Consider the following 12967-nt stretch of genomic DNA (forward strand, 5'->3'; position numbering starts at 1 on the left):
GGCCCGGCCACGCGCCGGACCCCACGCCGATCAGACAGAAAGCAGGAGGAACTCGCGCTCCCAGGAACTGATTACTCGCTTGAAATTCTCGTGCTCGGCGCGCTTCACCGCGACGTAGCCTCGAATGAACTTGTCGCCCAGGTATTTCTCCAGGGTCTTGCTGCCTTCCATGCACTCCAGTGCGGCCTCGATGGTCAGCGGCAGGCGCAGGTTACGCCGTTCGTAACCACGGCCCTTGACCTGGGCACTGGGTTTGAAGCCTTCGACCATGCCGATGTAGCCACACAGCAGACTGGCCGCCAGGGCCAGGTACGGGTTGGCGTCGGCGCCGGCCAGGCGGTTTTCCACGCGACGGTTGTCCGGGGTGGAGTCCGGTACGCGCAGACCCACGGTGCGATTCTCCTCGCCCCACTCCACGTTCACCGGCGCCGAGGTGTCGGGCAGGAAGCGGCGGAACGAGTTGACGTTCGGCGCGAACAGCGGCAGCGCCTCGGGGATCAGCTTCTGCAGGCCGCCGATGTGGTGCAGGAACAGCTCGCTCATGCTGCCGTCGGCGTTGGAGAAGATGTTCTTGCCGGTCTTGAGGTCGACAATGCTCTGGTGCAGGTGCATCGCACTGCCCGGCTCGCCGGTCATCGGCTTGGCCATGAAGGTCGCGGCCACGTTGTGCTTGAGGGCGGCCTCACGCATGGTGCGCTTGAACACCACGATCTGGTCGGCCAGGTCCAGGGCATCGCCATGACGGAAGTTGATCTCCATCTGCGCGGTGCCTTCTTCATGGATCAGGGTGTCCAGGTCCAGGCCCTGCAGTTCGCACCAGTCGTACATGTCCTCGAACAGCGGGTCGAACTCGTTCGCCGCGTCGATGGAGAAGGACTGGCGACCGGTTTCCTGGCGGCCGGAACGACCGATCGGAGCTTGCAGCGGGTAGTCGGGGTCGTCGCTGCGTTTGGTCAGGTAGAACTCCATCTCCGGCGCTACGATCGGCTTCCAGCCCTTGTCGGCATACAGCTGGAGGACGCGCTTGAGCACGTTGCGCGGCGACAGCTCGATGGGGTTCCCCAGCTTGTCGTAGGTGTCGTGGATAACCATCGCGGTCGGCTCGATGGCCCAGGGGACGAGGAACACGGCATTCTCGTCCGGGCGGCAGACCATATCGATGTCGGCCGGGTCCAGCAGGTCGTAATAGATGTCGTCTTCGACGTAATCACCGGTCACGGTCTGCAGGAGAACACTCTCCGGCAGGCGCATGCCCTTCTCGTTGAGGAATTTCGCGGTCGGCGCGATCTTGCCCCGGGCAATCCCGGTCAGGTCGGCGATCATGCATTCCACTTCGGTGATCTTGCGTTCCTTCAACCAGCCGCTCAGCTGGTCTAACTTGCTAGTCATAAAGACCTCAGGGTTTGAGAGCCCGGCCCCAACGCCGGACTCAGCGGTTCCCCGCCCTCTTGCTGCAGGCTTTGCCGAATGCCTGGAAGATAGCGAGATAGTTGGGGTTCGTTTCGACCTGCCATTCCGGGTGCCACTGCACCCCGACGGCGAAGGCCGCACCTTCGACGGAGAAGGCTTCAACCAACCCGTCAGGCGCCAGAGCTTCTACACGAAGGCCGGGCGCCAGACGATCAACGCCCTGGCCGTGAATAGAGTTGACCTGGAACTGCGAGGGTAGCCCGATACCGGCGAAAACGCCGCCCGGCTGCACGTCGACGACGTGCCGCAGCCCATATTGAATGTCGATCGGCTCACCAGCAGGTTCGCGGTGATCCATGAAGCCCTCGACCTCGTGCACCTTCTGATGCAGCGAACCGCCGAAAGCAACGTTCATTTCCTGGAATCCGCGGCAGATGCCCAGCACCGGAATGCCCGCCGCGACGGCGCGACGGATCAGCGGCAGCGTCGTGCTGTCGCGCTCAGGGTCATGAGGGGTGCCTGCAATGCTGGCGGAGCCACTATAATGATGAGGTTCGACGTTCGATGCCGAACCTGTGAAGAGCAGACCGTCGAACGCGGCCAGCATGGCTTCCTGGTCGATGGCATCGCCCAGGGAGGGAATGATCAAAGGAATGCCCGAGGCCCCGGAGATCAGCGCTCTGAGGTATTTGTCGCCAGCAACATGGTAGGGTTTGGAACCGATCTGCTTGAGGCAGGCGGACACGCCGATTAACGGCAGGCGAGACATGGGACACCCGTGTTTGTAAGTGTTATGGGCTTGAGGCCGAGCTTAGCCTTGTTCATTTTTTTACACAATAGCCATGTAAAAAATCAAACACGCCCCACTGAACAGCCCGCCAACAAAGGCTCTCCGCTGACTAAAAGCGGCTCGAAACGCCCCAAAACCGGCCCATCACGACTGATGCGCCCCACTTTGGTGCGACATTGACAACCCTTGCCAATTCGGATTGACTCACACCTCAGCTTTCGAATGATTGAAATTTTTAACAATAAAGGTGTTACATCATGTCGGTACCCCAGAGTGCCGTGTCGCTCGAAGAAGCGAGTGAGTTCCTGAAGGAACACCCCGAGGTCCAATTCGTCGACCTCCTTATTGCAGACATGAATGGTGTGGTCCGCGGCAAGCGCATCGAACGCACCAACCTGCCCAAAGTCTATGAGAAGGGCATCAATCTCCCCGCCTCTCTCTTCGCTCTCGACATCACCGGCTCCACGGTAGAAAGCACCGGCCTCGGCCTGGACATTGGCGACGCGGATCGCGTCTGCTTCCCGATCCCCAACACCCTCTCCATGGAGCCCTGGCAGAAGCGCCCGACCGCGCAGCTGCTGATGACCATGCACGAGATGGAAGAGCGTCAGCCGTTCTTCGCCGACCCGCGTGAAGTGCTGCGTCAAGTGGTGCAGAAGTTCACCGACATGGGTCTGACCATCGTCGCGGCCTTCGAGCTGGAGTTCTACCTGATCGACCAGGAGAACGTGAACGGCCGTCCGCAACCGCCGCGCTCGCCGATCTCGGGCAAGCGTCCGCAATCGGTGCAGGTCTACTCCATCGACGACCTCGATGAATACGCCGACTGCCTGCAGGACATCATTGACGGCGCCCGTGCCCAGGGCATCCCGGCCGACGCCATCGTCAAGGAAAGCGCCCCGGCCCAGTTCGAAGTCAACATGCACCACGTTGACGACGCCCTGAAAGCCTGCGACTACGCGGTCCTGCTCAAGCGCCTGATCAAGAACGTCGCCTACGACCACGAGATGGACTCGACTTTCATGGCCAAGCCTTATCCGGGTCAGGCTGGCAACGGTCTGCACGTGCACGTCTCGCTGCTCGACAAGGACGGCAATAACATCTTCACCAGCGAGGATCCCGAGCAGAACGCCGCGTTGCGCCACGCGATCGGCGGTGTGCTCGAGACCCTGCCGGCGTCGATGGCGTTCCTCTGCCCGAACGTCAACTCGTACCGCCGTTTCGGTTCGGCCTTCTTCGTGCCGAACGCACCGAGCTGGGGCCTGGACAACCGTACCGTCGCCCTGCGCGTGCCGACCGGAGCAGCGGAAGCGGTGCGCCTGGAACATCGCGTCGCCGGTGCCGACGCCAACCCGTACCTGCTGCTCTCGGCGGTACTGGCCGGCGTCCACCACGGCCTGACCAATCAGGTCGATCCGGGCCCGGCGATCGAAGGCAACGCCTACGAGCAACTGGAACAGAGCCTGCCGAACAACCTGCGCGATGCCCTGCGCGAGCTGGACGACAGCGACGTGATGAACAAGTACATCAGCCCCGAGTACATCGACATCTTCGTCGCGTGCAAGGAGCATGAGATGCAGGAGTTCGAATATTCGATCTCCGACCTCGAGTACAACTGGTACTTGCACACCGTATAAGTGGTAAACGAAACGCCGGCCTCGTGCCGGCGTTTCCTTGTGCCTCTGGCACACAAGGGGACAGCGACAGCGTGACGGCGAGGAGGGGCGCCGCTGCGACCCACTGTTGCGTCTTTTCCTGCCCGCGATGTCTCCATCCGTCCGCCTGGGCGTCCATCGCGTCTGTCGTGTTTTTGCTGTTGTGCTTTCGAGCGGCGATTGAATGCCGCGTCCGCTGATTACGTGGTTCATTCAGGGAGATCGCCAATGCCACGCCTGTACGCCTTGATTCTGATGCTGCTGTGCCCGCTGTCCGCCTGGGCCGACCAGGTCATCCGTGTCTACAACTGGAACGACTACATCGCTCCCGAAGTGCTCAAGGACTTCGAGAAGGACACCGGCATCCGGGTCGAGTACACGACCTACAGCACCGACGAAGAACTTTTGAAGGCGCTGGAGAAAGGCGAAAAAATCGATGTCGCCGTGCCTTCGCACAACGACCTGCCCGCGCTGATCAAGAAAAACCTGATCCAGCCGCTGGACTTCGCCAAGCTGCCCAATCGCAGCCACCTCGACAGCCAGCTGCTGAGCAAGCTCGCGGCGGCAGACCCGAACAACCAGCACGCCGTGCCCTACCTGTGGGGTGCCGTGGGCTTGGCAATCAACGAGCCCGAAGCCGAGAAAGCTTACGGCGGCAAGCTGCCGGACAGCTGGAGCGTGCTCTTCGATCCGCAGCAGAGCCAGCGCCTGAAGAGCTGTGGCCTGAGCCTGCTGGACGCGCCGGACGAAGCCTTCTCGGTGCTGATGAACTACCAGGGCCGCAACTTCGCCCGCAGCGCTCCGTCGCAGATCCGGCGTGCCGGCGAGGTGTTCGCCGAGCTGCGCCCGAACCTGCGCTACATCGACAGCGAGCGCTATATCCAGGACCTCAACAGCGGCAAGCTGTGCGTCGCCATGGCCTGGGTCGGCGACGCCCTGGGCGCGGCCAATGCCGGCCAGCCGGTACGTTTCGTGGTCCCGCAGGAAGGCTCGGTGCTGTTCATCGACAACCTGGTGGTGCCCACCAGCGCCGAACACCCGGACCTCGCCCTCAAGTTCATCGACTACCTGATGCAACCCAAGGTCGCCGCGCAGATCACCGCCGCCACCCTCTACCCCAACGGCAACAAGGACTCCGCGCAGTACCTCGACGCCGCCCTGCGCGACCAGCCAGGCCTCTACCCGGACCAGGAGACCAAGCGCCGCCTGTTCGCCCTGGAAACCGCGCCGGAGAAGACTGCCCCGGTCATCACCGAAGTCTGGGGCAAGCTGCGCGACGGCGGCAGCTGACTTGCCGAGCCCCCCGGAGCTGGCGTCCAATAGCCGCCCAGCTCCGGAGACCGCCATGCCCGCCCCTTCTACCACTCGCAAGCCCCGCGCCAGCAGCCAGGCACGCATCGCCGTGATCCTCGAGGCCGCCCGCGCACTGTTGGCCGAGAGCGGCGCAGCCGGCCTGTCGATCTATGCGGTGGCCGAGCGCGCGGGCATCCCGCCCTCCTCCGTCTACCACTTCTTCCCCAGCGTACCGGCGCTACTGCAGGGCCTGACCAGCGACGTCCACGCCGCCTTCCGCGCCTGCCTGGAAGCACCCGTCGACCACGCTGCCCTGCGCGACTGGCGCGACCTCGCGCGGCTGGTGGAGCAACGCACCCTGGCCGTTTATGCCGAAGACGCCGCCGCGCGCCAGCTGATTCTCGCCAGCCACGGCCTCGCCGAAGTCACCCAGGCCGACAGCCAGCACGACGTGCAACTCGGCCAGGCCATGCGGGAACTTTTCGAGCGTCACTTCGAGCTACCGCCGCTGCCGCAGGATATCGAGGTGTTCAGCCTGGCCATCGAACTGGGCGACCGCGTCTACGCCCTCTCCGTGCAGCGCCACGGGCAGATTACCGAGCGCCTGGCCGAGGAAGGCATGCGGGTGATCGACGCCTACCTCTCGCTGTATCTGCCACCCTGCCTGCCGAAACGCTCCTCACCTCTGGAATAATCGATTTTTATCCGATAAATATCCGAATAGACGGGCGCAATATTTCAATTTCGCCCTTCATAAACCGATTTTTATCGGATATAAACTCTCCTATCTGGGAACACACCCGACGCGATGACAGGACAGGCGACCTATACTGGCCCTCTGCAACGCTCGACGGCGACGACCTCCCGAATGACATAACCCACTCCGTAGGATGGGTGGAGCGCTGCGATACCCATCGATGGATATCGGCTTTACCTTCCGCGAAGCAATCATCAAGGACCCGCCCCATGACCACGCTGACCAGCACTCCCCGCGCCGATGGCTTCCGCATGCCGGCGGAATGGGAACCCCAGACCCAGACCTGGATGGTCTGGCCTGAGCGCCCGGACAACTGGCGCCTGGGCGGCAAGCCCGCGCAGGCTGCCTTCAGCGCTGTCGCCCGGGCCATCGCCCGCTTCGAGCCGGTGACCATCGGCGTGTCCGCTGGCCAGTACGAGAACGCCCGCGCCCAACTGGCCGACGCGGCCAATATCCGCGTGGTGGAAATCAGCAACGACGACGCCTGGGTGCGCGACACCGGCCCAACCTTCGTCACCAACGACAAGGGCGACGTGCGCGGCGTGGACTGGACCTTCAACGCCTGGGGTGGCCTGGAAGGCGGCCTGTACTTCCCCTGGCACCGCGATGACCAGGTGGCCAGCAAGATCCTCGGCATCGAGCGCTGCGATGGCTACCGTACCGAAGGCTTCGTGCTGGAAGGCGGCTCCATCCATGTCGACGGCGAAGGCACGGTGATCACCACCGAGGAGTGCCTGCTCAACCACAACCGCAATCCGCACATGACTCGCGAAGAGATCGAGGCCGTGCTGCGCGAGCACCTGGCCATCGACACCGTGATCTGGCTGCCGGACGGCCTGTTCAACGACGAGACCGATGGCCACGTCGACAACTTCTGCTGCTACGTGCGTCCGGGCGAAGTGCTGCTGGCCTGGACCGACGACCAGAACGACCCGAACTACGAACGCTGCCACGCCGCCATGCGCGTGCTGGAAACCGCCCGTGACGCCAAGGGCCGCCAACTGACCGTGCACAAGATCGTCATCCCCGGCCCGATTCACGCCAGCGAAGCCGAGTGCGAAGGCATCGACCTGGTGATCGGCACCCAGCCGCGCGATCCGTCGATCCGCCTGGCCGGCTCCTACGTCAACTTCCTGATCGTCAACGGCGGCATCATCGCCCCACGCTTCGACGACCCGGCGGACGCCGAGGCCGAAGCGACCCTCAAGCGCATCTTCCCCGAGCACGAAGTAGTGATGGTGCCGGGCCGCGAAATCCTCCTGGGTGGCGGCAACATCCACTGCATCACCCAGCAGCAGCCTGCTCCGCAGAAGCGCTGATTCGCTGAAGAAAAAGGCCGTCGTCCCGAAGGGGGCGACGGCCTTTTTCATTGCAAGTCCAGCAGGAGCGCCGCGTTACAGCAGCGGAATGCTGTAGCTGACGATCAGGCGGTTCTCATCCTGGTCGCGCTGGCTGGCAGAACCAGGCGTGCTGGCCGCCGGCAGGCCGCTGCGCAGGGAAGCATTCTTCCAGGCGACGCCGAGGTTCTTCAGCGGACCGTCCTGGATGGTGTAGCCCAGGCTGATGTCGCGCTCCCACTCGGTCTGCCTGCCGTAGGCGGTGTCGACGTTGTCGCCGCGCAGGTAAACGGTCTGGAAGTTCAGACCCGGCACTCCCAGCGCCGCGAAGTCGTAGCCGTAGCGCGCCAGCCAGGTCTTCTCGCCGGCATGCTGGAACTTACCGATCTGCGAGTCGGTGATCAGGTAGGACGAGGCTCCGTCACCGTCGTTGATGAACGGGAAGTCGCTGTCGCCCGAAAGAGTCTGGTGCCCGATGCCAAAGCTGTGGCCCTGGAGGCTGTAGGTGAACAGGCCGCTGAAGGCCTGGTTGTCGACCTTGCCACGGGTCACACCGTTACCGTAGTAGCCGGTAGTCGCGTAGAGCGGGTTATGGCTGCCGTTACTGCCGTCGCTGCTGCTGTGGAAGTAGCGCAGGTCACTCTTCAGCGAGCCCACACCCACATCCCAGTTGTGCTGCAGGCCGAGGAAGTGCTGTTTGTAGAAGTCCTTCAGGTTGCCGTAGTAGTACTGGACGGTGGTGTCCTCGTTAATCCGATAGTCGGCACCACCGTAGTAGAACTTGTTGGTGTACTGGGCGAACTGCGACTTGCCGCCAGCATTCGCCCCGGCGATCGACAGCCCCTGGTCGGAGTTGCTCGAGTTACGCCCCTTCATGTGCTCCAGTTGGCCGACAACGAAGGTCAGATCCTTGAACTCGTTGGAAGTGACCTGCCCACCGCTGAAGGTCTGCGGCAGCAGCCGACCGTCGTTGTAGGTCACCACCGGCAGCTTGGGTTGCAAGGTACCGTAGCGCAGCTCGGTCGCGGAGACCTTGGCCTTGCCGGTCAGCCCCAGGCTGGCGAAATCGTCCACCGCACGGCCATGGCTGTCGGTGGGGAAGACAATGCCGCCCAGGTTGCTGCTGTCGGGGTTGTACTGCTTGCCCTTGCCACTATCGAGCTTGACGCCGAGCAGGCCGAGGGCATCGACGCCGAGACCTACCGTGCCCTGGGTAAAGCCGGAGGCGTAGTTGAACATGAAGCCCTGGCCCCACTCCTCCTGCTTGCTCGGCGCGGCAGACCCATTGCGGTTGTCCTGGTTGATGTAGAAGTTGCGCAGGCCGAGGCTGGCCTTGCTGTCCTCGATGAAGCCATCGGCGATGGCGGATTGGGCCAGGCCAACGGTGGCGATAGCCACGGCCAGGCTCGAGCGCTTGAGTGTGCGGTAATGCATGACGATTCCCCATGACATGTTAGTGAGCACGTCATCGGGCAACCGGCGCAATGCACTCGGATGGGATGACGGCAGTCCTGGTCACGACGAGGGGGAGAAGGTGAAAGTCGGCGCCAGCACGGGAGAATCCAAGGACGATCTGCGCCGTCTAGAGCTCCGCTGATGACCGGTTGCGCTTGATTATCGCGGCTCATTCCGAACGTCATCCGCTGCGTCGTTCCATCACCGCAAGGCCTGCTCGATGCCTCTCCCCCGGTCCGTGCGACCGGCGCCACGATAAGAGAAGGGCATGCCGCACGAGGGAAATCGGCGGACAGCTGGAAGTCCGTTGCGCGATCTTTGACCCTGCTCACGCTTGGTTTTTTGGCCAGGCACGAGCCGCCCCGGAAATGAATGGGAAGTCTCTGATCGCAGCAGGAAGAACACGGATTGGGCCTAGGAGATTTCACTCCGGAAAAACAGACTCCAGGCTCATCCGGGCGCCATGAAAAAAGCCGCCACCTCTTGCGGGGTCGGCGGCTTGTCTTCAGCCCGTGAGGATTACAGCAGCGGAATGGTGTAGCTGACGATCAGGCGGTTCTCATCCTGGTCACGCTGAGTCGCGGTGCCCGAGCCGGCGGTCGGCAAGCCGCTGCGCAGGGCAGCGTTTTTCCAGGTAAAGCCCAGGCCCTTGAAGGTGCCATCCGGAATCACGTAGGCCAGGGAAATGTCGCGCTCCCACTCACTCTTGTCACCGTACTTGGTGTCGATGTTGTCACCGTGCAGGTACAGGGTCTGGAAGGTCAGGCCCGGCAGGCCAGCCTGGGCGAAGTCGTAACCGTAGCGGACCTGCCAGGTGCGCTCGCCGGCACGCAGGAACTTGCCGATCTGCACGTCGGTGATCAGGTAGGCGGTCGCGCCATCACCGTTGTTGATGTACGGGAAGTCGCTGTCGCCGCTGAGTTGCTGGTAGCCAGCGCCGAAGCTGTGGCCGCTGACGGTGTAGGTGAACAGGCCGCTCCAGGCGCGGTTGTCGACCTCACCCTTGGTCACGCCATTGCCGTAGTAACCGCTGGTGTAGAAGTTCTTGTCGTGGCCATTCTTGCCGTCGTCGCTGCTGTGGAAGTAGCGCAGGTCGCTCTTGAGCACGCCTGGGCCGATCGCCCAGTTATGCTGCAGGCCGAGGAAGTGCTGTTTGTAGAAGTCCTGCAGGTTGCCGTAGTAGTACTGCAGCGTCAGGTCCTTGGTCAGCTTGTAGTCACCGCCGCCGTAGTAGAACTTGTTGACGAACTCACCTGTGCGAGCGTTGTTCGCGCCGGCAATCGACAGGCCTTCGTTGTTGCTGGAGCTGCGGCCCTTCATGTGTTCCAGCTGGCCGCCGATCAGGGTCAGGTCCTTGAACTCGCTGGAGGTGACCTGGCCACCTTCGAAGGTTTGCGGCAGCAGGCGACCGTCGTTGTAGGTCACGACCGGCAGCTTGGGCAGCAGGGTGCCGTAGCGCAGTTCAGTGGAGGAAACCTTCACCTTACCGGTGGCGCCCAGGTGGGCGAAGTCATCCACCGCGCGACCGTCGCTATCGGTGGGGAAGACAGTACCGGAAAAGTTCGAGCTGGTCGGGTTGTAATGTGTGCCCTTGCCGCTATCGAGGCGCACGCCCAGCAGGCCCAGCGCGTCGACACCAAAGCCCACGGTACCTTCGGTGAAGCCGGAGGTGTAGTTGAGCAGGAAACCCTGACCCCACTCTTCCTGCTTGCTCGGCTCATTGGAACCGTTGCGGTTATCGGTGTTGATGTAGAAGTTGCGCAGGGTCAGGTTGGCCTTGCTGTCTTCGATGAACCCACCAGCGACGGCGGATTGCGCGAGGCCTGCGGCAGCGATGGCGAGCGCGAGGCTCGATTGCGTGAGAGTGCGGCTTTTCATTGGAATTTCCCCATTTTATTGATCTTGAAAGCAGGCCATTCAGGGCGACGACTGACTCCAGCGGGGCCCAACCGAACGGCCAAGCAGCAGCCATGGCGCGGCAAGCACGCTCGGCATGCGGTATTCGGTGTGGTCTCGGCGCTCCCCTATACGGGGGACGTGCGCAGGCAAGCAGGCGGGAAGGCAGCAGTTGAACGGAATGGCATGGATCGGATCTCGTGTCTTTTTGTTGTGGCGATGCACTGGGCATGCGCCAGTAGCTAGGCAATCCCCAGGCCAACCGGCCTTACCTGCCTGACACCCCGCCAATTCCGACACTCGGAACAATCTGCAAGCAAATTCCTTCAGAAGAATCAGCGGAAAACCGCCATGAGCCCCCTTCATCCTGGCGGATACCCGCCACCCCACTTCGCTGCCACGGCAACGCTGGGGGCCACGATAAAAGAAGCTCTATAAATCAAAAAAGAATTAATTATTACTATGTAATTTCTTTTGGAAATATATGGTAGCACGCAGATGGGTCGCCGCCGCCTCCCTGAGGAGGTACCCAGTTCGTGTGAAATGTCCTGGCGTTAGGAAAACTGGCGAGGAATTTCCTGACAACTCATGGGGTTCTACACAGACCTTCCCGAGCCATCCCACCCCATCTGCGTCAGCCGATTCCCAAGACACTGCGGGACGCGGAGCATTCCGCCCAAGCTGCGCAGGCGCCCACCCCAAAGCCGATAAGCTGGCGGCCATTCGACAGCCACGCAAGTCAGCCAAGCCTGGCGCAATCGCCCTTGGCGGCATGAGCGGCCTGTCCCACGGAACATGATTCTGAAAGGCCGAACGGCGCGGATCAGGTAAAGGAGTTTGCGATAACGCAAAAGACGCGGGCCGACGGTGGTTGCACACCGTCGGCCCGCTAACCACAACCAGCTAAAACGGAGCTGACCATGGCTGACGCCAATCATACGTCACACACCGCCCCAACTGAACGCCGCAACGCAGAGCGGTTCACCCCTCTGGATGCGGCCTCGCAACACAGCATCAACCCACGCAATGCCACGCTGTACCTGAACGCGGAGGCACCCGCCGATGCGTTATACGACGCGGCGGAGTATCGCTTGATGTCACTGATCGAACTGCTCACCACGCTGCGCCAGGGCGACCCGGAGCTGAGTCCCAGCTGCGCGGTTAGCCGCTCGCTGTTGGTGCTGGCCTCTGATGCATGGTCGTTGTATCAGGCCGACCATGAGCAGCGAGGTAGGCAGCGGTAAATCGCAGGCAAGAAAAACCCCAGCCGTTGGCTGGGGTTTTTGTATTCAAATCCAGTTGTTAAAAGACGCACAACACTCGAACTATCCAGACTTGCTGGGCGCAGTTCGATGCTACCGCTTCCGCCTGGGCGGCATGAAGCGTCCTTTTTGTCAGGGACGCACAATGGTTTCACTCAGGGGGTGGCAAGCAATCTGGCGGTTGCTGATCGGCCTCTTCTGCACGTTCATTACCGGGCACTGTTCCGCGCCGAAATCGGGCTGGCGACGAACCCGACAAAGCACAGCGCTTCGCTCGCCACGCAAGCCCACCAGGGTCATTGACGAACTGGTCCACCTCAAAGCCTTGATGCCGGCGGCGGGATGTCGGCGGATCAGCGACACCTTCAATCGCCTGCATGCTCAGCGCCGGCAGATGACGGTGAGCAAGTCCTTTGTTGCCTACACCCTGCGCCGCGAGCGTTATGCAGTGGAACGCCAGCGTCGTGCATTGCGCAGGCGCAAACCGTACTCACCTGAACGCAACGCCGTGTGGGCGTTGGACATGACCGGCAAGCAGGACATTCAAGGGAGGCAATACGCGATCTTCGGGCTGGTCGATCACGGCACGCGGCGACTGCTTCGTTTGGAATGCCTCGCCAACAAAAACGCCTGGACCTTGCTGGGCCATGTGTTTCTGAGCATCGGCCGTTACGGCAAACCCAAGGCGATACGTACGAATAACGAGCGAGTTTTCACCGGCAAGGTGTTTAGTGGCGCGCTGCGGCTGGTGGGCATTCGTCACCAGCGCACCGACCTGGGTTGCCCCTGGCAAAACGGGCGTATTGAAAGGTTATTCGGCACGTTGAAGGCGAAACTCGATCAATGGCGCGTGCTGGACGGTGAGCAACTTCGAGTGGCACTGCGGGAGTTCGATTTTTGGTACAACCGAGTGCGGCCGCACCAGAACCTGGCAGGGCGAACACCTTGGGAAGTTTGGTGCGGGATCGATCCGTACCGGCGCGTAGTAAAACGCGTGGAATGGTTTGAAGCCTGGGACGGCTTGCTCTGCGGTTTTTACCTGGACGGGTAGGCGCCAAAGGATTTGCGCACGGAGAAATCACCTGTCCACGGAACGGGGGAGTTCAGCTGCG

Annotated in this window: 10 protein-coding genes; 6 read left to right on the forward strand and 4 right to left on the reverse strand. The window is 62.1% G+C overall.

Annotated features, from left to right (window positions below; translation table 11 throughout):
• Positions 1–30 precede the first annotated feature (30 nt).
• A complete protein-coding gene (locus CTR55_RS24775) occupies positions 31–1389 on the reverse strand; it encodes a glutamine synthetase family protein (protein WP_138524425.1) in 1359 nt (452 codons plus the stop codon).
• 40 nt (positions 1390–1429) lie between these two features.
• Positions 1430–2179, reverse strand: a complete 750-nt coding sequence (locus CTR55_RS24780; protein ID WP_296290250.1) for a gamma-glutamyl-gamma-aminobutyrate hydrolase family protein — start codon at positions 2177–2179, stop codon at positions 1430–1432.
• Positions 2180–2457: 278 nt separating this feature from the next.
• On the opposite strand from CTR55_RS24780, the gene CTR55_RS24785 reads away from it, so the two are divergent.
• The 4 genes from CTR55_RS24785 to aguA all read left to right on the forward strand — a co-directional run bounded on the left by CTR55_RS24785 (position 2458) and on the right by aguA (position 7224).
• Positions 2458–3837 (forward strand): glutamine synthetase family protein, encoded by a 1380-nt coding sequence (locus CTR55_RS24785; protein ID WP_296290252.1) that lies wholly within the window; start codon positions 2458–2460, stop codon positions 3835–3837.
• A 246-nt stretch (positions 3838–4083) separates the two neighbouring features.
• Positions 4084–5145 carry a polyamine ABC transporter substrate-binding protein gene (locus CTR55_RS24790; RefSeq protein ID WP_296290253.1) on the forward strand — a complete coding sequence of 354 codons (1062 nt, stop codon included), beginning with the start codon at positions 4084–4086 and terminating at the stop codon, positions 5143–5145.
• 55 nt (positions 5146–5200) lie between these two features.
• On the forward strand, positions 5201–5842 hold the full coding sequence (locus tag CTR55_RS24795) for a TetR/AcrR family transcriptional regulator (RefSeq protein ID WP_296290255.1): 642 nt from the start codon (positions 5201–5203) through the stop codon (positions 5840–5842).
• 272 nt (positions 5843–6114) lie between these two features.
• Positions 6115–7224: an agmatine deiminase gene (aguA, locus tag CTR55_RS24800; RefSeq protein WP_296290257.1), complete on the forward strand. Its 1110-nt coding sequence runs from the start codon at positions 6115–6117 to the stop codon at positions 7222–7224.
• Between the two features lie 75 nt (positions 7225–7299).
• Here aguA and CTR55_RS24805 read toward each other — a convergent pair whose 3' ends face one another.
• Both CTR55_RS24805 and CTR55_RS24810 read right to left on the reverse strand, forming a co-directional pair.
• Complete coding sequence (locus CTR55_RS24805; RefSeq protein WP_296290259.1) at positions 7300–8676, reverse strand: OprD family porin; 1377 nt, start codon at positions 8674–8676, stop codon at positions 7300–7302.
• A gap of 540 nt (positions 8677–9216) precedes the next feature.
• On the reverse strand, positions 9217–10575 hold the full coding sequence (locus CTR55_RS24810; protein ID WP_296290261.1) for an OprD family porin: 1359 nt from the start codon (positions 10573–10575) through the stop codon (positions 9217–9219).
• Between the two features lie 938 nt (positions 10576–11513).
• Between CTR55_RS24810 and CTR55_RS24815 the strand changes: the two genes are divergently transcribed.
• Together CTR55_RS24815 and CTR55_RS24820 are read left to right on the forward strand one after the other, a co-directional pair.
• Entirely contained in the window at positions 11514–11837 is a 324-nt protein-coding gene (locus CTR55_RS24815) for a hypothetical protein (RefSeq protein ID WP_296290262.1), read from the forward strand.
• On the forward strand, positions 11812–12906 hold the full coding sequence (locus CTR55_RS24820) for an integrase core domain-containing protein (protein ID WP_296290263.1): 1095 nt from the start codon (positions 11812–11814) through the stop codon (positions 12904–12906). The genes CTR55_RS24815 and CTR55_RS24820 overlap by 26 nt, the downstream gene beginning before the upstream one ends.
• Positions 12907–12967 lie beyond the last annotated feature (61 nt).

The sequence above is a fragment of the Pseudomonas sp. genome (assembly GCF_002796985.1).
Classification (GTDB): Bacteria; Pseudomonadota; Gammaproteobacteria; order Pseudomonadales; family Pseudomonadaceae; genus Pseudomonas.